The sequence below is a fragment of the Pseudomonas gingeri genome, assembly GCF_013386115.1.
GTDB lineage: Bacteria > Pseudomonadota > Gammaproteobacteria > Pseudomonadales > Pseudomonadaceae > Aquipseudomonas > Aquipseudomonas gingeri.
In genome coordinates this window covers 350,848-372,936 of sequence record NZ_JACAOR010000001.1, presented here as the reverse complement: position 1 = coordinate 372,936, position 22,089 = coordinate 350,848, and the positions used below count along the sequence as shown (strand labels likewise).

At 63.2% G+C, this 22,089-nt stretch carries 22 protein-coding genes; 11 read left to right on the top strand and 11 right to left on the bottom strand.

The window, feature by feature from the left end; genetic code table 11:
- Positions 1-55 precede the first annotated feature (55 nt).
- On the bottom strand, positions 56-1,078 hold the full coding sequence (gene sohB, locus HX881_RS01685) for a protease SohB (RefSeq protein WP_017127280.1): 1,023 nt from the start codon (positions 1,076-1,078) through the stop codon (positions 56-58).
- A gap of 206 nt (positions 1,079-1,284) precedes the next feature.
- Between sohB and HX881_RS01680 the strand changes: the two genes are divergently transcribed.
- A complete protein-coding gene (locus HX881_RS01680) occupies positions 1,285-1,995 on the top strand; it encodes a histidine phosphatase family protein (protein WP_017127281.1) in 711 nt (236 codons plus the stop codon).
- A 57-nt stretch (positions 1,996-2,052) separates the two neighbouring features.
- The gene (locus tag HX881_RS01675; RefSeq protein WP_019409572.1) at positions 2,053-2,367 is read left to right on the top strand and encodes an SCP2 sterol-binding domain-containing protein; all 315 of its coding nucleotides are present in this window, start codon (positions 2,053-2,055) and stop codon (positions 2,365-2,367) included.
- A gap of 121 nt (positions 2,368-2,488) precedes the next feature.
- Here the strand turns inward: HX881_RS01675 and HX881_RS01670 are convergent, their stop codons facing one another.
- The 6 genes from HX881_RS01670 to HX881_RS01645 are packed head-to-tail and all read right to left on the bottom strand — an operon-like array spanning position 2,489 to position 8,711.
- Positions 2,489-4,024 carry an ABC transporter substrate-binding protein gene (locus tag HX881_RS01670; protein ID WP_042935826.1) on the bottom strand — a complete coding sequence of 512 codons (1,536 nt, stop codon included), beginning with the start codon at positions 4,022-4,024 and terminating at the stop codon, positions 2,489-2,491.
- Positions 4,021-5,034, bottom strand: a complete 1,014-nt coding sequence (locus HX881_RS01665; protein WP_177082338.1) for an ABC transporter ATP-binding protein — start codon at positions 5,032-5,034, stop codon at positions 4,021-4,023. The genes HX881_RS01670 and HX881_RS01665 overlap by 4 nt, the downstream gene beginning before the upstream one ends.
- Entirely contained in the window at positions 5,031-6,023 is a 993-nt protein-coding gene (locus HX881_RS01660) for an ABC transporter ATP-binding protein (RefSeq protein ID WP_177082336.1), read from the bottom strand. Before HX881_RS01660 ends, HX881_RS01665 begins: the two co-directional genes overlap by 4 nt.
- Positions 6,020-6,877 (bottom strand): ABC transporter permease, encoded by an 858-nt coding sequence (locus HX881_RS01655; protein WP_177082334.1) that lies wholly within the window; start codon positions 6,875-6,877, stop codon positions 6,020-6,022. Before HX881_RS01655 ends, HX881_RS01660 begins: the two co-directional genes overlap by 4 nt.
- Positions 6,874-7,821: an ABC transporter permease gene (locus HX881_RS01650; protein WP_017127287.1), complete on the bottom strand. Its 948-nt coding sequence runs from the start codon at positions 7,819-7,821 to the stop codon at positions 6,874-6,876. Before HX881_RS01650 ends, HX881_RS01655 begins: the two co-directional genes overlap by 4 nt.
- Positions 7,818-8,711 carry a proline iminopeptidase-family hydrolase gene (locus tag HX881_RS01645; protein WP_177082332.1) on the bottom strand — a complete coding sequence of 298 codons (894 nt, stop codon included), beginning with the start codon at positions 8,709-8,711 and terminating at the stop codon, positions 7,818-7,820. The genes HX881_RS01650 and HX881_RS01645 overlap by 4 nt, the downstream gene beginning before the upstream one ends.
- 170 nt (positions 8,712-8,881) lie before the next feature.
- Here HX881_RS01645 and HX881_RS01640 point away from each other — a divergent pair, with 170 nt between their 5' ends.
- From HX881_RS01640 to HX881_RS01610, 7 genes are all read left to right on the top strand, one after another.
- Complete coding sequence (locus tag HX881_RS01640) at positions 8,882-9,646, top strand: LuxR family transcriptional regulator (RefSeq protein WP_017127289.1); 765 nt, start codon at positions 8,882-8,884, stop codon at positions 9,644-9,646.
- A 90-nt stretch (positions 9,647-9,736) separates the two neighbouring features.
- Positions 9,737-10,636: a proline iminopeptidase-family hydrolase gene (locus tag HX881_RS01635; RefSeq protein ID WP_017127290.1), complete on the top strand. Its 900-nt coding sequence runs from the start codon at positions 9,737-9,739 to the stop codon at positions 10,634-10,636.
- 212 nt (positions 10,637-10,848) lie between these two features.
- Positions 10,849-11,916: a phosphotransferase family protein gene (locus tag HX881_RS01630; RefSeq protein ID WP_177082330.1), complete on the top strand. Its 1,068-nt coding sequence runs from the start codon at positions 10,849-10,851 to the stop codon at positions 11,914-11,916.
- Positions 11,917-11,941: 25 nt separating this feature from the next.
- The gene (locus HX881_RS01625; protein ID WP_017127292.1) at positions 11,942-12,709 is read left to right on the top strand and encodes an SDR family oxidoreductase; all 768 of its coding nucleotides are present in this window, start codon (positions 11,942-11,944) and stop codon (positions 12,707-12,709) included.
- A 184-nt stretch (positions 12,710-12,893) separates the two neighbouring features.
- Positions 12,894-14,009 carry a Gfo/Idh/MocA family protein gene (locus HX881_RS01620; protein ID WP_177082328.1) on the top strand — a complete coding sequence of 372 codons (1,116 nt, stop codon included), beginning with the start codon at positions 12,894-12,896 and terminating at the stop codon, positions 14,007-14,009.
- A gap of 113 nt (positions 14,010-14,122) precedes the next feature.
- Positions 14,123-14,509 (top strand): DUF2946 domain-containing protein, encoded by a 387-nt coding sequence (locus tag HX881_RS01615; RefSeq protein ID WP_177082326.1) that lies wholly within the window; start codon positions 14,123-14,125, stop codon positions 14,507-14,509.
- A 95-nt stretch (positions 14,510-14,604) separates the two neighbouring features.
- Positions 14,605-16,737 carry a TonB-dependent receptor gene (locus HX881_RS01610; RefSeq protein ID WP_177082324.1) on the top strand — a complete coding sequence of 711 codons (2,133 nt, stop codon included), beginning with the start codon at positions 14,605-14,607 and terminating at the stop codon, positions 16,735-16,737.
- A 67-nt stretch (positions 16,738-16,804) separates the two neighbouring features.
- On the opposite strand, the gene HX881_RS01605 is transcribed toward HX881_RS01610, so the two are convergent.
- Positions 16,805-17,821, bottom strand: coding sequence for an ABC transporter substrate-binding protein (locus HX881_RS01605; RefSeq protein ID WP_177082322.1), 1,017 nt, complete (start codon positions 17,819-17,821; stop codon positions 16,805-16,807).
- Between the two features lie 166 nt (positions 17,822-17,987).
- Positions 17,988-18,434 (bottom strand): hypothetical protein, encoded by a 447-nt coding sequence (locus tag HX881_RS01600; protein ID WP_042935967.1) that lies wholly within the window; start codon positions 18,432-18,434, stop codon positions 17,988-17,990.
- A gap of 629 nt (positions 18,435-19,063) precedes the next feature.
- On the opposite strand from HX881_RS01600, the gene HX881_RS01595 reads away from it, so the two are divergent.
- Both HX881_RS01595 and HX881_RS01590 read left to right on the top strand, forming a co-directional pair.
- The gene (locus HX881_RS01595; protein ID WP_017127298.1) at positions 19,064-19,294 is read left to right on the top strand and encodes a hypothetical protein; all 231 of its coding nucleotides are present in this window, start codon (positions 19,064-19,066) and stop codon (positions 19,292-19,294) included.
- Positions 19,295-19,373: 79 nt separating this feature from the next.
- On the top strand, positions 19,374-19,787 hold the full coding sequence (locus HX881_RS01590; protein WP_177082320.1) for a hypothetical protein: 414 nt from the start codon (positions 19,374-19,376) through the stop codon (positions 19,785-19,787).
- A gap of 79 nt (positions 19,788-19,866) precedes the next feature.
- Here the strand turns inward: HX881_RS01590 and HX881_RS01585 are convergent, their stop codons facing one another.
- Together HX881_RS01585 and HX881_RS01580 are read right to left on the bottom strand one after the other, a co-directional pair.
- Positions 19,867-21,108 (bottom strand): methyl-accepting chemotaxis protein, encoded by a 1,242-nt coding sequence (locus HX881_RS01585; protein ID WP_425503448.1) that lies wholly within the window; start codon positions 21,106-21,108, stop codon positions 19,867-19,869.
- A gap of 573 nt (positions 21,109-21,681) precedes the next feature.
- On the bottom strand, positions 21,682-22,086 hold the full coding sequence (locus HX881_RS01580; protein WP_017127301.1) for a TraR/DksA family transcriptional regulator: 405 nt from the start codon (positions 22,084-22,086) through the stop codon (positions 21,682-21,684).
- Positions 22,087-22,089: the final 3 nt, after the last annotated feature.

Genomic DNA, 22,089 nt, shown 5'->3' with positions numbered 1-22,089 from the left:
AGCTGGTGCGACGGCTTCCATCGGTGCCTACCGCTGGAAGCCGACAAGCCGGGTTCTACCAGAAACGCTGCTGGGTCAGTCGGTTCCAGGCGTTGAGCAGCACACGGTCGATCGAGCCGCTGGCGGCCAACCCGACACGCTCCTGCAGGCTCTTGCGTTCGGCGTAGTGCAGGTGGAACAGCTCGGCGGCCTTGGCGCGCTCGGCCAGGTACTCGTCGCTGGTGCGCAGTTCGTCGACCAGTTGCTTGTCCAGCGCGGCAATACCCAGCCAGACCTCACCGGTGGCCACGTCATCGATGGCCAGCTGCGGACGGTAACGGGAGACGAAGTTCTTGAACAGCTGGTGGGTGATATCCAGATCTTCCTGGAACTTCTCCCGGCCCTTGTCGGTGTTCTCGCCGAACACTGTCAAGGTGCGCTTGTATTCACCGGCGGTCAGCACTTCGAAGTCGATATCGTGCTTCTTCAGCAGCTTGTTGACGTTGGGCAGCTGTGCCACCACGCCGATGGAGCCCAGCACGGCAAAGGGCGCGCTGATGATCTTCTCGCCGATGCAGGCCATCATGTAGCCGCCGCTGGCCGCGACCTTGTCGATGCATACCGTCAGGGGCACCCCGGCCTGGCGGATACGAGCCAGTTGCGAGGAGGCCAGCCCGTAGCTGTGGACCATGCCGCCGCCGCTTTCCAGGCGCAGCACCACTTCGTCCCGTGGCGTGGCCAGGGTCAGCAGGGCCGTGATTTCGTGGCGCAGGCTTTCGGTCGCCGAAGCCTTGATATCGCCGTCGAAGTCCAGCACGAACACCCGCGGCCTGGCCTCCGGCTGTTTCTTCTGTTTCTTGTCGTCCTTGCCCTGCTGCTTGCGCAGCGCCTTGAGCTGGTCCTTGTCGAGCAGGGTCTGTTCCAGACGCTCGCGCAGGCCCTTGTAGAAATCGTTGAGCTTGCTGACCTGCAACTGGCCGGCGGACTTGCGCCGCCCCTTGCTGCGCAATGAAGCCGCGACGACCAGCACCACGACTATGGCGATGACCAGGGTGACGGTTTTAGCCAGAAAACTTGCGTACTCTGCAAGAAACTCCACGGTGACTCCTTAAAAACGAGGCGACCCCCGGCTTTGGGGGCATGACACTTCAAGCATACCGTCGGGACCGCCGTGCGGCCAGCCGCCGTCATGCCGGGAAACAAGTCTCTAACAAACATTTCAAACGAGCGTATGTTTTTTCATTGACAGGCTTCCGGCATCCTCATAACCTCGCCAGAACTTCAACGTACCGGGACGACACGGACGTGGGCAGTATCTACCTGATTCGACATGGCCAGGCCTCCTTTGGTGCCGACGACTACGATGTGCTGTCGCCGATCGGCGTGCGCCAGGCACAGGTCCTCGGCCAGCACCTGGCCGAACTGGGCCTGAGCTTCGACCGCTGCCTGGCCGGCGACCTGCGTCGCCAGCAGGACACCGCGACCCTGGCCCTGGAACAGTTCGCCACTGTCGGCGTGCCGGTACCGCCGCTGGAGATCGACCCGGCCTTCAATGAATTCGATGCCGACGCGGTGATCCGCGCCCTGCTCCCCGGCCTGCTGCCGGACGAACCCGAAGCCCTGCATATCCTGCGCAACGCGGCGCAGAACCGTGGCGAATTCCAACGTATCTTCGCCCTGATCATCGAGCGCTGGCTCGACGGCAGCCACGACCCTTCCGGCCTGGAAAGCTGGCTGGAGTTCGTCGACCGTGTCCAGGGTGGCCTGCAGCGGATCCTCGACAGCGCCGACAATACCCGCAAGATCGCCGTATTCACCTCGGGCGGCACCATCACCGCCCTGCTCCACCTGATCACCCGGATGCCCGCGCGACAGGCGTTCGAGCTGAACTGGCAAATCGTCAACACCTCGCTCAACCAACTCAAGTTCCGTGGTCGCGAGGTGGCCCTGGCTTCCTTCAACAGTCAAACCCACTTGCAACTGCTGAAGGCGCCGGAACTCATCACCTTCCGTTGAGAACCGGCCAACCGTGACCCTTGGGGTCGCTGTAATCACCCATAAAAGGATCGAACCATGACTTCTGTAGCCGATGCCGTACAAGCAATGAAAGCCAAATTCAACCCAGCCGCCGCTGCCGGCCTGGACCTGGTGTTCGGTTTCCGTATCGACGACACCAAGAACTTCTCGCTGGTGGTCAAGGACAGCACCTGCGAACTGCTGGAAGGCGAAAACCCGGACGCGCAAGTGACCCTGGTGATGGACGGCGAGACCCTCGAAGGCATCGTCAGCGGCGAAACCGACGGCATGCAGGCCTTCATGGGCGGCAAGCTGCGCGCCGAAGGCGACATGATGCTGGCCATGAAACTGAGCGAGCTGTTCCCCTCCTGATAGGCCCATTGCAGGAGCGGGCTTGCCAGCGATAGCGACCTGACAGCCGACATCTTCGTCGCCTGAAACACCGCCATCGCCGGCAAGCCGGCTCCTACAGGGTATTCGACTCAGCCAGCCCTCACTTGCTGGCGACCTTGTCATCCTTCTTCACGGTCTCTTCCAGCGAGAAACGGCCCAGCGGGTTCTGCTGGAAGTTCTCGATGTTCTTGCGCGAGATGTTGATGTACGGGCTGTAATACAGGTCGATCCAGTTGACATCGGCCTTGGCCATCTTCTGCAGGTCGATGTACATCTGCTTGCGCTTGACCGGATCGCTCTCGACACGGGCCGCCGCCACCAGTTCCTTGACCTTCTCGTTCCGGTAGCCGGTCATGTAGTTGTTGTTGGTGTCGTGACCGAGGACGAAGGTGGTCTTCTGGTCGGCGTCGAGAATGTCGTTGGTCCAGTACATCACCGACAGGTCGTAGGCCCCGTCGATCAGCATCTGCCAGCTCTGCGTCGGGTCGACTTTCTGCAGGTTGGCGGTGACCCCGACCTTGGCCAGTTGCTGCTGGACCATCACGGCGATCTGCTCGTCCGCCTCGTTACCGGCATTGACCACATAGTTCAGCTTGAGGTTCGAGGCCCCGGCTTCGCTCAGCAGCTTTTTGGCTTTCTCCGGATCGTAGGGGCGTTGCAGGTTGTCCGCGTAGTGGTACTGGCCGCCCTTGGGAATGTAGGAGTAGGCCACGACGCCCTTGCCGAAGGTGACGGTGTCCACCAGCGACTTCTTGTCGATCGCATAGTCCAGGGCCTCGCGCACCTGCGGCTTGGCCAGTTCGCCATGGGCGTGGTTGATCAGCAGGTGGTCTTCGCGGGTCGAAGGGTCCAGGTGCACCACCAGGTTCTTGTCTTTCTGCAAGGTATCGACCCGCGAGAACGGCACGAAGATCGCCGAGTCCAGCTCGCCGGCCTGGACCTTGAGCATCCGCGTGTTGTCATCCGGGATGGAAATCCACTCCACGCCATCCAGGCTGACGCTGCCGGCCTGCCAGAAGTCCGGGTTCTTCTCCAGGACCACGCGATCGCCGCGAATCCACTCCTTGACGGTAAAGGCTCCGGACACCACCGGTTTCTCGGCGTAGGCATCCTCGCCCATCTTCTCGATGGCCTTTTGCGACAGCACCGAGGCGGTCGGCGAGGCCAGTTGCGAAACGAACGGCACCGACGGGGTCTTGAGGGTCACTACCAGGGTCTGCGGGTCCCTGGCCTCGGCCTTGTCGATCAGCTTGTAGGAGTCGCTCCACAGTGACGCCTTGTTGTCGCGGATGCGCAACAGGCTGAAGGCCGCGTCGCTGGCAGTGATCGCCGAACCGTCGGAGAACTTCGCCGGGCGCAGCTTGAAGGTGTAGGTCAGGCCGTCGGGCGAGGTCGTCCAGCTTTCAGCCAGGCCGGGCTCCAGCTGGGTGCCGGCCTTGTCGACGCGCACCAGGGTGTCGTAGACGTTGGCGAACACCCAGGTATCGCGGTTCTGCGCACTCTTGATCGGGTCGAAGGTGGTGCTGTCTTCCCGGCAACCAATGGTCAGCACGCCCGCGGCTTGCGCCACGCCCGCCGCCAACGAGCAGACGGCCAGGGCGGCCGCGCTCAACAGTTTCAAATGCCTGGATCTCATGCGTATAACTCCCTGTTAATCGATGGTGGGTTTGGGGTTTGCGACAGCGGTTCTTCGAGCACGCAGCTGTAGCGCTGGTGCGCGAGGTAATGGGTCGGCGGCGCTGCCTCGGCACAGCCGGGCCGGGCGAGACGGCAACGCGGGTGAAAGGCGCAGCCGCTCGGTGCGTTCAGCGGGCTCGGCGGTTCGCCGGGCAAGGGTTCGGAAGGCAGCCGACGATCCGGGTCGATATCCGGGATCGAACTGATCAGGGCCGCCGTATAGGGATGGCGCGGGGCGCTGAAGACCGCCTCGACGCTGCCTTCTTCGACGATCTGTCCCAGGTACATCACCGCCACCCGGTCGCACAGGCGCCGGACGATGGCCAGGTCATGGGCGATGAACAGGATCGACAGGTTCAGGCGCTGGCGCAGTTCCAGCAGCAGGTTGATGATCTGGCCCTGGATCGACACATCGAGCGCCGCCACGCATTCGTCGGCAACGATCAGCCGCGGTTCCACCGCCAGCGCCCGGGCGATGCCCACCCGCTGGCACTGGCCGCCACTGAGGCTGCCCGGCTTGCGTCCGGCCAGTTCCGGGCGCAGCCCGACCAGGGTCAGCAATTCCTCGACCCGTGCCGGAATCTTCCCGGCACTCACCTTGCGTTGCACCCGTAGCACTTCGGCAAGGGTTTCGCCGATGCTCAGGCGTGGATTGAGCGCGGCATAGGGATCCTGGAAGATCATCGCGGTCTCGCGGCGCAGGCGTTCCAGCTCGATCCCGTGCCCCTGGGCGACATCCACGCCATCGAACAGGACCTGGCCGGCGGCGATATCGTTGAGCCGCAGGATGGCCCGGCCAAAGCTGCTCTTGCCGCTGCCGGATTCGCCGACCAGGCCCAGGGTCTCCCCGGCGCCCAGGCTCAGGGAAACGCCGTTGACCGCCCTCACCCATTGCCGGTTCATCCCCAGGAAACCGCTGCCTTGTGCGGCGAAGCGCACCTGCAGGTCCTTGACTTCAAGCAGGTTCATGGCTGGCCTCCCAGCGCCAAGGGGTAATGACAGGCCACCCGCTGTCCCTGTCCCTGCTCGATGGCCCGCAGTTCAGGCAACACGTCGCCGCACTGCGGGCCCAGGTGCTGGCAACGCGGGTTGAAACGACAGCCGGTCGGCAAGGCGTTGAGCAGGGGCGGCTGGCCGCCGATGGTCCGCAGCGGCTCCTGGCCGGCGCCGCCAGCCGGCTGGCACGCCACCAGGCCGGCGGTATAGGGATGGCGCGGCCGCGCCAGCAGATCGCGCTTGCTGCCGTGCTCGCACAGGCGACCGGCATACATCACGGCAATCGAATCGCAGGTCTGCGCCACGACGCCCAGGTCATGGGTGATCATGATCAATGACAGCCCGCGCTGGTCCCGCAGGTCGAGCAACAGCCGCAGGATCTGCGCCTGTACCGTCACGTCGAGGGCGGTGGTCGGCTCGTCGGCGATCAGCACCCTGGGCTCGCAGCCCAGGGCCACGGCGATCATCGCCCGCTGACGCATGCCACCGGAGAATTCGTGGGGATAGTTGTCGACGCGACGCTGCGGGTCGGGAATACCGACCTGGCGCAGGACCTCGATCGCCTGCGCGCGCGCCTCGCGGCGCGAACACTGCTGATGCTGGCGGATACCCTCGCCGATCTGCTCGCCGATGCGCATCAGTGGGTCAAGGTGACTGCTCGGGTTCTGGAACACCATGCCGATCTGGCGTCCGCGCATCGCCCGCATGCCGGTCTCGTCCAGCGCCAGCAGGTTCTGCTCGGCCAGGTGCACGGCGCCGCCCTCGACACTGAGCCCGGTGGACGGCAGCAGGCGCATCAGGCCCCGGCAGGCCAGGGTCTTGCCCGAACCGCTTTCCCCGACCAGGCCGAGGATTTCCCCTTCCATCAGGTCGAAGGACAGGCGATCGACCAGGGTCAGCGGGGTCGGGCCATTATGGGCCAGCACACTCAGGTCGCGGACCTGCAACACCGGCGAGCTCATGTGCGCTCTCCCATGGCTTCGGCGACACCGTCGGCCAGCAGGCTGAAACCCATGGCCAGGGTGACGATGGCGATGCCCGGGAAGGTGCAGATCCACCAGGCGCTGGTAATCAGGCTCTGCCCTTCGGCGACCATGGTGCCCCATTCCGCCGTCGGCGGTTGCACGCCCAACCCCAGGTAGCTCACGGCGGCGCCATTGAGCAACACCAGTACCGCATCGGACATGGCGAAAACCACCGAGCTGAACAACGCGTTGGGCAGCAGGTGCCGGAACAGGATGCGTCCATGGCCGAAGCCGAGGCTTTTCGCCGCCAGGGCGAAGTCGCTTTCCTTGAGGATCAGGATCTGCGAGCGGATCAACCGCGCGTAGGACACCCAGCCGACCAGGGCCATGGCGATATAGAAGCTGGTCAGCCCCGGGCCGAGAATCGCCATGATCGCCAGCATCAGCACCAGGAACGGAAAGGCCAGGACGATATCGATCAGGCGCATGCAGAGGGTATCGAAACGTCCGCCGATATAACCGGACAAGGCACCGACCACGGTGCCGATGAGGAACGGGAAAATCACCCCCAGTACCGACAACTGCAAGTCGACCCGGGCCCCCCAGATCACCCGCGACAGCACGTCCCGGCCAAAGTGATCGGTGCCGAAGGGATGGGCCGCGCTCGGCGCCAGCAAGCGCACATCGGTGTTTTGCAGGATCGGGTCGTAGGGCGCGATCCACGGGGCGAAGAGCGCCAGCACCAGCCAGCCGCCGAGAATCGCCAGGCCGAGATACATCGCCAGCCGGCCGTTGCCCAGTCGCAGGCTGATGGCATTGCGCCGCACCACCAGGGTCCCTGCGCTGCTCATCGGACTTTCACCCGCGGATCGATCGCCACGGTGGCCACATCGGCGAGGAAGTTAACCGCCACCGTCGCCAGGGCCAGGACCATCGCCACGCCCTGCACCACCATGTAGTCACGACCGAAGATCCCGCGCACCAGCAACTGGCCGATGCCCGGAATGGCGAACAGGCTTTCGATCACCACCGTGCTGCTGATCAGCCAGCCGATATTCACGGCCAGCAGGTTGACCGTGGGCACCAGGGAATTGGGCAGCACATGCCGGCGCAGGATCGCTCCGTCGGACAGGCCCCGCGCCCGGGCGGCGGTGACATGATCGGCCTGCAACTCCACCAGCATGCTCGCCCGCAGGTTGCGGATCAGCACCGAGGACAGCGCCAGGGCTATGGTCAGGCACGGCAGCGCCAGGTGGTGCAGTTTGTCCAGCCAGTCACGGCCGTAGCCGGTCACCGGAAACCAGCCCAGTTGCACGCTGAATACCAGGATCAGCATGATGCCCAGCCAGAATGCCGGGACGCCGAGGCCACTGGTGGTGAACACCCGTACCAGGTTGTCGATCCAGCCGCCCTTGTGCCGGGCGGCCAGGGTAGCCAGCGGGATCGCGATCAGCAGTGCCAGCACGACACTGCCCAGGACCAGGGTCAGCGTCGGCTCGATACGGGTGACGATCAGCTTCAGGGTATCGACCCGGTACTGGATCGACTGGCCCAGGTCGCCTTGCAGCAGGTTCTTGAGGAAATAGAAGTACTGCATCGGCAGCGGCTGGTCGAGACCGAACTGGGCGCGGATATTGGCCAGCGCCTCCGGCGTGGTGCGCGAGCCCAGCAGTGCCCGCGCCGGATCGCCGGGAATCGAGCGGATCAGGACGAAGGTCACCAGGCTGATGCCGAACAGCACCGGCAGCAATTGCAGCGGCCGGGTCAGGATAAAGCGGTAGCGCTGCAGGTTCATGCAGCGCCCCGATGACGCTGGAGGAAGTCGAGCAGCACCGGGAAGTAGGCCTCGGGTTCCTCGTAGAACGGCATATGGCTGCTGTTGGGGAACACATGCAGCTCGACATCCTGGAGCGCGCGTTTCATCCGATAGGCACAGGCCGGGGTCAGTTCGTCGTGCTGGCCGGTGGTGATCAGCACCGGCATCGTGAAGTCGGCCATCTGCTCGATGCGGTTCCAGTCCTTGAGATTGCCGACATAGAGGAACTCGTTGGGGCCCTGCATGGCCTCGTACGGCCCCATGTTCCAGTCGTCCAGCGAACGCCTGACCGGTGCCGGCCATTCGTCGAGGCGGCACACATGCCGATAGTTGAGCAAGGTGATCGCCGCCTGGTACTGCGGGTGATCCAGGGTGCCCATGGCCTCATGGCGCTGCATCATCGCCACGGTCTCGCTGCCCAGGGCCCCACGCAGACGCTCGAGTTCCCCGGTCAGGTGCGGGATATCGCCGACAGTGTTTTCCAGAACCAGGGTCTTGAGGTGCTGCGGATGATGGATCGCGTACTCGATGGCCAGCCAGCCACCCCAGGAATGGCCGAGCATATGCACCCGCCCCAGTTCCAGGGCCTGGCGTACATGCTCGACTTCGGCGACGTAACGGGTGATATCCCACAATGCCGGGTCGCTGGGGCGGTCGGACGCGCCGGTACCCAACTGGTCGAACGCCACCACCCGCAAGCCCTTTTCCTTCAGCCAGCCATGGGCATCGCGCAGGTAGTCGCATGGCAGGCCAGGGCCGCCGTTGAGGCACAAGAGCACCTCATCGCCACTGCCGTAGCTGTAGACCACTATGCTGTGGCCATCGACTTCAAGGGTGTAACGCTGATCCGGTTCCAGTTCGTACCACATTGCCACTCTCCCTGTTGCAGACTCTTGTAGCCTGTCGGCTTCACCCTAGCGGGGAATTTCCGAGCCCATAAGCTAGCAATTCTTATAGGTTTGGTCTGGCTGTCCCTCGCCGCGGCGTGGCATTCTACTTGCTTGATTTCAGGATTGAAATTTATTCAGGAGAGGAAAGGATGCAGGTCAAATTCTCTGAGGTCGATACCCGCCGCTTGTCCGGGAACAACATGGACGAGCTGATGGACAACGCGCTGATACTCGCGGGTCACCTGGGATTCGATGCCCTGGTGTACGACTACACACCGGTGCCGCTGGACCATGACGGCAGCATGATCACCCCATCCGTGCTCAAGGTCCGCAACACCCCGGCGGACTGGCACTCGCTCTGGTGCGAACACGGCTTCTACCAGATAGACCCCGTGCAATACCTGGCGCTGGGCACCGTCGCGCCCTTTGTCTGGTCCTATCAGCCCAAGGCCGAAACCGCCCTGCAAAAGGTCATCGACCAGCGCCATTCCCCCGTGACCAGCTACCTGCACGACCGGCAGATGACCTGCGGCGTCAGCGTGCCGATCCACCTGCCGAAGGGTGGCTTCGCCTCGTTGACCGGGCTGCGTACGGGCAACGGTAAATATGTCCTAAAGGATGCGCGACAAACCCTTACGGATTTCAGCGTCATTTCCCACGCACTACAGGAAGCCGCCTACCCTTTATTCAGCCCTGAAATGCGCGTATATCCGCATATTCGCCTGACCCGGCGTGAGCGCGAATGCCTGCAATGGGCAGCCGAGGGCCTCACCGCCAAGGAAATCGCCGAGCACCTGCACCGTTCCCTGGCTACGGTGACCCTGCACCTGGCCTCCGCCATGCACAAGTTGGGGGCAAAAAACCGCGTGCAGGCGGTATTGCGGGCGGTGCACTACCGGTTGCTCGACAGCTGACCCGGCAAAAACCTATCAATTCACCTAGTTATGCCGGCGGAAAAGTTTCGCTATCGTGCCCTGAATCGTGCATTCAGGGAGTCTGAAGAAATGGAATTCAACGAAATACGCGAAGGCTTTGCGCACTTCGGCCCGTACCAGACCTGGTACCGTGTCACCGGCGACCTGGCCAACGGTCGTACGCCCCTGGTGATCCTCCACGGCGGCCCGGGCTGTACCCATGACTATGTCGACGCCTTCAAGGACATCGCCGCCAGCGGCCACGCAGTGGTCCACTACGACCAGCTGGGCAACGGCAAGTCGACCCACCTGCCCCACCAGGATCCGTCCTTCTGGACCGTCCAGCTGTTCCTCGATGAACTGGACAACCTGCTCGACCACCTGGGCATCCGCCAGCACTACGTACTGCTCGGCCAGTCCTGGGGCGGCATGCTCGCCAGCGAACACGCGGTGCGTCAACCGGCGGGACTCAAGGCGATGATCCTCGCCAACTCGCCCTCGTGCATGCGCACCTGGGTCAGCGAAGCCAATCGCCTGCGCGAGCAGTTGCCCGCGGCCGTCCAGCAGGCCCTGCTCAAGCACGAGCAGGCCGGCACCTACAACGACCCGGAATACGTCGAAGCGTCACGGGCGTTCTATGATCGCCATGTCTGCCGCATCACTCCCTGGCCGGATGAAGTGGCCCGCACCTTCGCCCAGGTCGATGCCGACCCCACCGTCTATCACACCATGAGCGGCCCGACCGAGTTCCACGTCATCGGCTCGCTGAAGGACTGGACCATCATCGACCGCCTGCACCTGGTGAAAGTCCCGACCCTGGTGATCTCCGGGCGCCATGACGAAGCCACCGAAGCGGTGGTCCGGCCCTATGTCGAGAAGATCGCCGGCGCGCGCTGGGCGCTGTTCGAAGACTCCAGCCACATGCCCCACGTCGAAGAACGCCAGGCCTGCATGGGCACGGTTGTGCAATTCCTCGACGAAAGCCTCTAGAGCGTACCTTCCCGCCCTGCCGCCGACAGAACTGCCCGGTCTGATCCAGACCGGGCTTTTTCGGCTACCCTGGATTTCTGCTCGCGCATCAGGAACGCTGATTATCCTGCAACACGCAGACCTATAAGGCCGGGTCTTGCTTGTGACCCTGCCGGGCGAGCATTAGATTAGCCAATAATCTCTGGCCTCCAGAATAAGCAGAAGGGATAAGCATGGCGCTTACTGACCAGTCCACCCGTATCCGGGCAGGCGAAGAACTCGATGCCGGCCTGATCGATCCGTACCTCAAGGCGCATATTCCAGGCCTCAGCGGCCTGCCGAGCATCAGCCAGTTCCCCGGCGGTGCCTCGAACCTGACCTACCTGATCCAGTACCCCGAGCAGGAGTTCGTCCTGCGGCGTCCGCCGTTCGGCCACAAGGCCAAGTCGGCCCACGACATGGGGCGCGAATTCCGCATTCTCAACCAGCTCAAGGACGGCTTTCCGTACTGTCCGAAAGCCTATGCCCATTGCACCGACGAGAGCGTGATCGGCGCCGAGTTCTATGTGATGGAGCGGGTCAAGGGCATCATCCTGCGTTCCGACCTGCCGCCGGAACTGGGCCTCGATGCCGCCCAGACCGAGACCCTGTGCAAGAGCTTTATCGATCGCCTGGTGGAACTGCACCGCGTCGACTACAACGCCTGCGGCCTGGCCGACCTGGGCAAGCCCGAGGGTTATGTCGCCCGGCAGATCCGCGGCTGGAGCGAACGTTATGAAAAGGCCCTGACCCCGGACGCCCCGAACTGGGAAACGGTCAAGGCCTGGCTGAACGACAAGATGCCCGCCGACCATCCGACCTCGAGCATCGTTCACAACGACTATCGTTTCGACAACGTGATCCTCGACCCGCAGAACCCGATGCAGATCATCGGCGTGCTCGACTGGGAACTGACCACCCTCGGCAACCCGCTGATGGACCTGGGCAATACCCTCGCCTACTGGATCGAGGCCGGCGACCCGGCGCCGGTGCAACTGATGCGCCGTCAGCCCAGCCATGCGCCGGGCATGCTCAGCCGCCGCCAGTTCGTCGACTACTACGCCGAGCGCTCGGGCCTGTCGATCGACAACTTCGACTTCTACTACACCTACGGCCTGTTCCGCCTGGCCGGTATCGTGCAGCAGATCTACTACCGTTTCTTCCACGGCCAGACCCAGGACAAACGCTTTGCGCAGTTCATTCACATGAACAAGCTGCTGGAGCAGATGAGCCTGCAAGTCATCCATAAATCCAGCCTCTGACCGCGACCACAACAAGGGAAAAACCATGTCCAAGACTCAGTTGTTCGACCTCGACGGCAAGATTGCCTTTGTCTCCGGCGCCAGCCGTGGCATCGGTGAAGCCATCGCCCGGCTGCTGGCCCAGCAAGGCGCCCATGTGATTGTCTCGAGCCGCAAGCTCGACGGCTGCCAGCACGTCGCCGACGCGATCGTCGCCGAAGGGGGCAAGGCCACCGCCATTGCCTGTCATATCGGCGAAATGGAGCAGATCACCCAGGTCTTCGCCGCCATCCGCGAGCAGTTCGGACGCCTGGACATCCTGGTCAACAACGCCGCTACCAACCCGCAGTTCTGCAACGTGCTGGACACCGACCTGAGCGCCTTCCAGAAGACCGTCGACGTGAATATCCGCGGTTATTTCTTCATGTCGGTGGAGGCCGGCAAGCTGATGCGCGACAACGGCGGCGGCAGCATCATCAACGTGGCCTCGATCAACGGCATTTCCCCTGGGGTGTTCCAGGGCATCTATTCGGTGACCAAGGCCGCCGTGATCAACATGACCAAGGTCTTCGCCAAGGAATGCGCGCAGTTCGGCATTCGTTGCAACGCCCTGCTGCCGGGCCTGACCGACACCAAGTTCGCCTCGGCCCTGGTCAAGAACGACGCGATCCTCAAGACCGCGTTGCAACAGATCCCGCTCAAGCGCGTGGCCGAGCCGAGCGAGATGGCCGGTGCGGTGCTGTACCTGGCCAGCGACGCATCGAGCTACACCACTGGCGTTTCGCTGAATGTGGACGGTGGTTTCCTGTCCTGAACCTTCCTGTCCTGAATCAGGCACATGCACATCGAGGCAGCCCACGGGCTGCCTTTTTTATTGGTGGGCCGATCCATGCGAATTGAGGTTTTTCTGAGGTAGAAATGAGGTTTTATCGTTTGAGTCGCGTGAATTTTTATTCCATAAATAGCCCTCCAGACAATAACCATCAAAGGGCTTGGCAATGCGCGAACTCGGCGTAGGACTGATCGGTACCGGATTCATGGGACGCGCCCACGCGCTGGCCTTTCGGAATGTCAGCGCGGCCTTCGAACTGCCGGTGCGCCTGCGCCTGAGCACCCTCGCCGACGCCGATGCCCAGCGGGCCGTGTCCTGTGCCAGGGCCTGGGGTTTCGAACGCGGTCACGGCGACTGGCAGCGCCTGATCGACGATCCCGAGGTGCAACTGGTGGCGATCACCACCCCCAACCACTTGCACTTCCCGATGGCCATGGCCGCGCTGGCCGCGGGCAAACCGGTGTACTGCGAAAAGCCCCTGGCGGTCAGCCTCGACCAGGCCAGCCAGATGCGCCAGGCCGCCCGCGATGCCGGTGTGGTGACGCGGGTCGGCTACAACTACCAGCACAACCCCATGATTGTCCTCGCACGAGAGATGATCCGCAGCGGTGAGCTGGGCGAGATCATCAGCCTCCAGGGCGAGTTCAGCGAAGACTTCATGGCCGATCCGGCCGCGCCCTGGTCCTGGCGCTGCGACCCGCAACACGCCGGTGGCGCACTGGCCGACCTCGGCAGCCACCTGTTGGCGCTGTCGCGTTATCTGTTGGGAGATATCACTGCCGTCTGTGCCGACAGCCAGACCGTCCACGCCCGGCGTCCGGCCAGTGCCGGCAGCGGCGAACAGCGCCTGATCGCCGTCGATGACCAGACCCACGCCCTGCTGCGTTTCGCCAATGGCGCCCGCGGCACCTTCAGCAGCAGCTGGCTCAAGCACGGCTACAAGAATCACCTGAGTGTCGAGATCAGCGGCACTCGCGGCACCCTGGCATTCGATCAGGAGCGCCTGAACGAACTGCGCCTGTGTCGCGCCGGCCAGGACGGTTTCCAGCGCCTGCTGGCCGGACCGAACCTGCCGGGCTATGCCGCGTTCAGCCCGGCGGCCGGGCATCAGTTGGGCTACAACGAGCTGAAGACCCTGGAAGTCCATGCCCTGGTCCAGGCGCTGGCGGGACAAGGTCAGGAAGGCCCCGACTTCGAAGAGGCCTGGCAGGTGGAAAGGCTGGCTGCGGCAATTCGTCTCGCCGCCCATGAAAGGCGCTGGGTGAATATCGACGAATTGTAGCCGGCCCGCCTGTGTCAGGCGGGTTTCAGCGGCTGCCGAAAGGGGAACAGGGGAACGGGCAAGTGCAGGCGTGGCTTTGTCACCGTTCGTCGGGCCTGATAGAGTCCGCCGCCATGAAACTCGCCCGTACCGATCGCTCACTCATTGCCTGGATGCTTTATTGCTGCGTCCTGTTCAATGTGTTCGCCTGCAGCATCGGTCACGGACAGATGGTCGGCCAGCAGCTCAATGGCATCGGCGGCCAGTTCTGCTCCATCGACCCGCGCACCCAGGCGCCGCTCTCCGGCAGTTCCACCGGTGAGCAGTTGCCGACCCTGGCCAAGGCCTTCGGCTGCCCGCTGTGCTCCAGCGGCGGCATGGGACCGGCGCTCAACTCCAGCCTCACCCTGGCGATTCTCCCGGAACAGCACAGCCCGCCCCTGACCCGGGTCGCCAACGAGCAGATTCCCACCCGTTTCACCTGGCCCTCGGCCAATCCGCGCGCGCCACCGCTCGCCTGAGTCATTCCGCCTGTCCCGATCAGCCCACCCGCCCGACGCCCAACCGTGTCGTATCGGCGTGCGCTGGATATTCGCCATGACTTCAGGATTGCACCATGAACCATCTCTCCCTGCTCGCGGGCCTGCTCGGCTGCCTGTCCGCCACGGCCTCGGCGCAAGATGCGCTTGAGCTCGCTCCCGTCACCATCGAAGGCGAACACCTCGCCGCCCCCGGCCTGGACCTCGATGCTCCACTCGGCACCGGCTCGCGCCTGGGCCTGAGCCTGCGGGAAACCCCGGCCTCGGTCAGCGTCGCCAACCGCGACAGCATCGAACGCCACGGCGCCCGCAACTTCCAGGACGCGGCCAACAGCCTGCCGGGGGTCAACGCCAGTGCCCCGCTCGGCTTCGGCGGCTTTGTTTCCTACCGGGGTTTTACCAGCGGCCAGGTCAGCCAGATGTTCAACGGCATCGTGGTCCCGACCGGCCTGGCGCGGCCGGTGGATGCCTGGATCTATGACCGGGTGGAACTGGTCGGCGGCCCCTCTTCGTTGCTCAATGGCGCCGGCTCCGTCGGCGGCTCGCTGAACTACATCACCAAGCTGGCCGACCGCCAGGAGCAGGCCGCCGAGGGGCGGATCAGCTATGGCAGCAACGATACGAGTGAAACGTCCTTCGGCTTCAACCATGCCCTGAACGCTCCGGGCGCGGACGTGCAGCACTATGCCCGGCTGGATGTCAGCCACAACGCCAGCAACGGCTATATCGACCGCAACCAGCGCGATGCCTGGAGCGCGGCGTTTTCCCTGCTCAGCGACCTCACGCCGGACCTGTCCCATACCCTCGCCCTGGAGTACCAGGACGAAGTGGTCGACAGCCCGTACTGGGGCACGCCCGTGCTCAATCCCAAGGTCGGCGAGCTGAAGATCGACAACCACAACCGCTTCAACAATTACAACGTCGCCGACGGCCAGTACGTGCAACGCACACGCTGGCTGCGCTCGATCATCGACTACCGCATCAATGACAGCACCAGCCTGCACAACACCCTCTATCACCTGGATACCGAGCGCGATTACCGCGATCTGGAAACCTACCAGTACAACGCCGGCAATACCGCGGTGAACCGCTCCACCGCCTACCTGGTGCGCCATTCCGGCACGCAGGATGGTAACCAGTTCGAGGTGCGTCACCAGTCCACCCTGCTGGGCCTGGACAGCCGCTGGGCCGGCGGCTTCGAGTACCGGGTCAACAGCACCACCAACCACCCGCTCAACGTCAAGGGAGCGAGCACGGTGGACCCGGACAACTTCGATCCCGGGCATTTCTATGACATCCCCGGTACCCGCCCGGGCTTTGTCAGCGACAAGACCAACGAAGTCACCACCCGCGCCCTGTTCGTCGAAAACCAGCTGATGCTGACCGACAAGCTGGCCCTGCTGACGGGGCTGCGCTACGACGCGATCGACCTGGACGTGACCAATCATCGCCAGGTGACCGCGAGCAACCCGCGCCACCTCAAGCGCAGCTGGGAACCGATCACCGGGCGGGCCGGCCTGACCTGGCAGTTCATCCCCTCGGCCAATGTCTACGTGCAGTACAGCACCGCCGCCGAGCAGCCCAGCGGCACGCAGAACTTCGAGGTGTCCACTGGCAAGCAATGGGAGGTGGGCAGCAAGTTCAATTATCTGCAGGGGCGCGGCTCGGCCACCGTCGCCGCCTACCGGATCGAGCGCAAGGACTTCGCCATCACCGACCCGCTGGACCCGACCAACACCCTGCCAGTGGGACAGCAATCCTCGAAGGGCATCGAGTTGGCCAGTTCGCTGAAGATCACGTCGAAGCTGCTGGCCGAAGGCAACTTCGCCTGGGTCGATGCGCAATACGATGAGTTCAACGAGAAGAACGCCGCCGGGGTCGTGGTCTCACGCAAGGGCAATACGCCCACCAACGTGCCGGCGCGGGTCGCCAACCTGTGGCTGACCTATGATTTCGATCCGCGCTGGCAAGGTGGCGTCGATGCCCGTTACGTCGCCTCGGTGTATGCCGACAGCGCCAACACCCAGTGGGTCCCGGCGTACACCCTGTATGGCACGTTCCTGAGCTACAAGGTCGATAGCCACACCTCGGTGACCGGCCGGGTACGCAACCTGACCAACCAGACCTACGCCGAGTTCGCCCACGTCTCCCCGGCGTATTACCTGGGGGCACCAAGGACCTTCGAGCTGGCGGTGCAGACGCGGTTCTGAATCACGTACGCTGATCGTTCCCCAGCTCTGCGTCACAAGAGTGGACGCGGAGCATAGGAACGCTCGCTTACTGCAAACTGCTACTGACCTTGTCGGCCACATCCTTGGGTACCCAGGCCTGCCAGACCTGCGGATGCTCCTTGAGAAAGGTCCGGGCCACCTGGGCGGGCGGTTGACGCTCGTCACTCATCTTCGCCAGCGCCTGGTTGAGGAGATCGATCGGCAGGTCGACCTTGGCAAAGAATGCCACCACTTGCGGATGCTGCGCCTTGAACGGCGTCGATACGCCAATACTCAGCTTCGAAGCCAGGGAGCGGGTCGGCTGGGGATTGGGGTTGTCGGCATCGGTCAGGGTCTTCCAGGCCCCGGCGTCAAACGCCGGCTCCTGCAACTGCACCAGCTTGAACTTGCCCAGCAACGGCGTCGGCGACCAGTAATAGAACAGGATCGGCTTGCCACGACGAATCGACGAGGTGATCTCGGCATCCAGCGCCGCGCCGGAACCGCTGCGAAAGTTCACATAGCTGTCGCTCAGGCCATAGGCCTTGAGCTTCTGCTTGTTGACGATCTCGGAGGTCCAGCCGATCGGGCTGTTGAGGAAACGCCCCTTGTCAGGCGACTCGGGATCCTGGAACACGTCCTTGTAGCGCTTGAGGTCTGCGACACTGCGCAGGTCCGGCGCCAGGGGCTTGATCCCCCGCGCGGGATCGCCCTTGATCACATACTCCGGCACCCACCAGCCCTCGGTGGCGCCCTTGACGGTATCGCCCACCGCCATCACTTCGCCTGCCGCCTCGGCCTTGACCCAGACAGGGCTACGCCCGGCCCACTCCTCGCCGATCACCTGGATGTCGTTTTTCGCCAGGGCGGTCTCCAGGGTCACGGTGGTGCCCGGCAGCATATCCGTCGGCAACCCATAGCCGTTCTCGACGATATAGCGCAGCAGTTCGGTAATCAGGCTGCCGCTTTCCCAGTTCAAGTCGGCAAAATGGATCGGCGGCGGCGCGGCCTGGGCCGGCAGCGGCGCGATAGTGACGCAGAATACAGCCAGGGCGCCGGCCAGCCGCGCGCGAAATCCTTTCATGGGTCTACCTCAGTCGCTGGATACCTTTCGACGGAGAGCCGAAAGTCTCTGAATAATCAGTCAACAGACTTTAGTAGAGGTTCCAGGCTCGGCGAGTGATGATTTATTCCACGCACCGCGTATGAAGTTACTGCAACTCCTGCAGGACTCTGCCGACACTCATGACTTACTCGCTGGCCTTGAAGGTCAACTCGCCCTTGCGCCACTTCGCGGCCTTCTTGGTCACATCCTTGAGGGTCTTGGTCAGGCCTTCCTGCAACTGTTCGTGGGCGGCGAAGACCATGACGACGGTATGGCCTTCCTTGAACAGGATCGCGTGCCCCAGTTCCGTGGTGACATAGGCATAGTCGCCCAGGCCATAGACCGTCAGCTTGATTTCACGAAACTTGATATCGAACTTCCCGCCTTCGCGGCTGGGCAATACCGCCGCCCGGAAGTGGTCGCCGACTTTCAGTTCAAGACGCTGCTTGTCATCGACGACCAATGCGGCTTCGGTGTCGATTTCGGCGATATAGATGCCTTCGGCGGTTTGTTCGGTGATGTAGACAAAACGTGATTGGAACTGCTTGACCAGTTTGGCCCGCAGATCGCCCAGTACAAACAACGCATGCATATCGAGATTGCTGACTGCCAACGAAAAACCCTCAAACCCAAAAATGAAGCCGCCCCGCCAGGGACCGGGCAGCACAAGACATTCGGCGACTGCCGACGATGACTCACTGAAAACCCTGATGACTGCAAGCCGGCCTCGCGCAGACGCCTCGGGGGAACACAGGAAGACTAAAGGATCCAAAACCCCATGACTTCTGCGAACAATCACCAGAGCGTGAAGGAAAACACCGTGTATCACTGACTCCAGGAAGTGAGACAGGGAAGTTACGGGGAACCCCTTCCTGAAAAAGCGTAGTTTCCGACGTGCAAGTTGAAAAAACACCCCGAATGAAACAAATGCCGGGGCACTGGCCGATTCTAGAACACGTCGGCCCGTCACGGCTAATCAAACCACCGCCATCGGGTATCAGACAAGACAAAAAGTACTGATCGCTGTCGGGTTTGACCTTTACCCGCCCAAGCCACGGGGAAGAAACCCGGCCTTGCCAGCCCTTCACGGCGTGAGCTGTCGATGACAGCCCGTCCGGCGGCAACAACTGCCATACTGCGCGCACAACACGAACGACTTCCGTTCACGCGCGCGCACCGCACGTTTTTAGCAGCAGAACCACCTCCAAGGGAAGGCCATACGTGACGGAATTTGATATCGGCGAGTTTTTCATCCGGGGCGAAGCCAGAGAGATCGAAGGCGAGTTCCAGGCAGTCATTGTCATGCGGGCCAAGCCGCCACTGACCACCCTCACCCACCATCAGGTCGAAAAGGATCGCTGGTTCAAGACATCCGAACTGGCCGCCAGCGCTGCCAGGGAAGCCGCCAGGGCATTGAAGGCCGCTGTCGATGGCGGCGCGCTGAACAACTGAGCATCGCGCCAGGGACACGGCTCAAGGATAAGGTAACGGCGCCGATACACTGGCAAGAATTCATTCAAGGCCATCGACCATGATCAACCTGAATTCACTCTCGGTGCCAATGCCCGCGCTGACCAGCCGAAGTGATGAGACCGATGCTTCGGATAGCGCCCTTTCCATCCGCACCCTGCTGGGTGAGGATCCGGACAGCGACTCCAGCCCATCGCTGGTCGGCCAGAGCATGGCCGGCAACGAACTGGCGGCGAAGAACCGTATCAAGCAGCTCAAGAGACAACTCGAGCAATTGCAGCAGAAACTGCGCTTGGCCAATGCCCGCCTGGCCGCGATCAAGAATGGTCGTTATCGCAGCGAGGCGGCACGCAATGCGGCAGCCTTGCCGGCCCGTGCCGAGGTCATGGCCCTCAACAGCGCATTGAGCAGCACCAGCACCGCCCTGTTCATGGCGGAAAAAATCCTTTCCGGGATCGTCAACATTACCGCCTGAAGCCCACCCGAGGCACTGCGCCTGGCCCGTAACGCCGGCGCCCGGTCCAATGCCTGATCCAATGCCTGGACGCCGCCCATCAGCGCCGGCGTGTGCCCTGGGGTGCGCTTTCCGGCTTGTAGCCCAGGCGCAGGCCACCCCAGTGCCGGCCCTTGACCATGATCGGCACCGACAGGTCATGCATCAGTTCGCCGGTATCGCGGGTATAGGTCTGCAACAGCACCGGTTGCTGGTGGCTGCCGCAGCGAATGCCGGTGCGGTCATCGAACTTGCGCTTGGTGCGGTTCTGCAGGGTGTCCTTCGCCACATCACCGGTCAACGGCTGGGAAAACGCCTGGTTGTGGGTGGGCACGTACCCCTGGGGCGTGCAGGCAATGGCAAACACCAGGCCCTCGTGACGGCTCAGCAGCGGCTCCTGGATCGCCGGCAGCACCTGGTCGGTGTAGCGGTCGAAGCGGGTCTGGAATTTCGGCGGCGAGGTGTTGGCAATCGCCTGATAGTTGCGGTCGAACAGATCGTCGAGACTGACCCGGTTCTGTTCGATATCCGCCTCGAAGCGCGCGGCGATCTGCCCGGCGCCTTCGCGAGCCAGGTCATAGACACGCTGGTGATAGTCGTCCAGGCCGACTTCGGCCAGGCGCTCGCTGATGGTTTCCGCCTGCCCTTCCATCTGCACGGCCGCTTCGGCGAGGCTGCGGGTCTGCTGGTCGCTGACCGCCAGGTCGCTGCGCATCTGCTCCACCGCGGTAAACAGGCTGCCCAGTTGCTCGCGATTGTTCTGCGCGCCACGGGCGATTTCGCTGACCTGGCTTTCGACACCGGCCGCCAGGCGGGCAATATTTTCCAGGTGCTGGCCGGTATGTTCGACCTGCTCGACACCGCCGTCGAGGTCCATGGACAGTTGCCGGATCTGCTCCACCACCTGGGCGGTGCGTTGCTGGATATCGGCGACCATCACCCCGACCTCGTCGGTGGCGGTCGCGGTACGGCCGGCCAGGCCACGGACCTCATCGGCGACCACGGCAAAGCCACGGCCATGTTCCCCGGCGCGCGCGGCCTCGATGGCGGCATTGAGTGCCAGCAGGTTGGTCTGGCTGGCGATCGCCTGGATCACCAGGGTAACTCGCTGGATTTCCTCGCTGCGCAGGCTCAGGGCTTCGATCAGCTCCCGGCTGGCGCTGGCGCGCTGGCTGAGCTGGTGCATGCGGCTGATCGACTCCGACAGCACCGCGTGTCCTTCGGCACTGCTCTGGCGCGCTTCGCTGGCGGAGCCGAGCGCTTGCTGGCTGAGCAGCGAAGTGGCTTGTTCGGTGTCGATCATCACTTCGGCGCTGCTGACGATCTGCGCCGCGGCGCCGAGTTGCGACTGCAGCTTGCCGGCCAGTTGCTTGACTGCAAAGGCCACCCCGGCGGCGGACAAGGCGTTATGACTGGTCGCGTAGGACAGATCCCGGGTCAGCTCGCTCAACGCGCTGTTGTCGGGACCGGCGACAACCGGCGCCTGGCGCACCCTGAACCGTGGCAGCCAGACCAGCAGCAGCGCCAGCGGCAGGCAGGCGACCAGGGGCCAGCCGGCATGGCTCATGGCCGCCAGCAGCAACGCCAGCCCGACACTTTGTATCAGCGGTATCAACCAACGCGAGGGGGTCTGCGACTGCGCTTCCGATTGCGCCGAGACCCCGGACAGAATTCCTTCTCCAGACATGTGCGTTACCCACTTTCAGCTTCTAGTTGTTTTCCTGCATTAAACGCCACTACAAGGCCATTAGCCATGGTCCGTTAGTTGTAATCGGCAGGAGATCGAGAAGGCCGGGGGCACACGGGGGGATATCAGGAGAGGTTCAACGATCGGCCCCACGCGAGGCGTGGGACCGATCCATCGACAAGGGCAGGATCAGGCCTGGCGCTGGTGCTTGTCGATCTGCTCGTGGCGCTCTTGGGCTTCGATGCAGTACTTGGTGGTCGGGCTGATCAACAGGCGCTTGAGGCCGATCGGATCGCCACTGTCGTCACACCAGCCGAAGGAGTCTTCGCGAATGCGGTCCAGGGCCTGTTCCAGTTGCGGCAGCATGCGCTGGTCGCGGTCAATCGCATTCACCAGCCAGGTGCGCTCTTCTTCAACGGACGCGGCGTCGGCCGGGTCTGCCGGAGTATCGAGGCTTTCGATGGCAATACGGTTCTGCTCGATACGCTCGTGGGTTTCGACTTTCATTGCCTGCAGCAGCTCGGTGAAGAAAGCCAGTTGCTCGGCGTTCATGTAGTCGTCCGCCGGCATGGCCAGCAACTTTTCCTTTGTCATTGA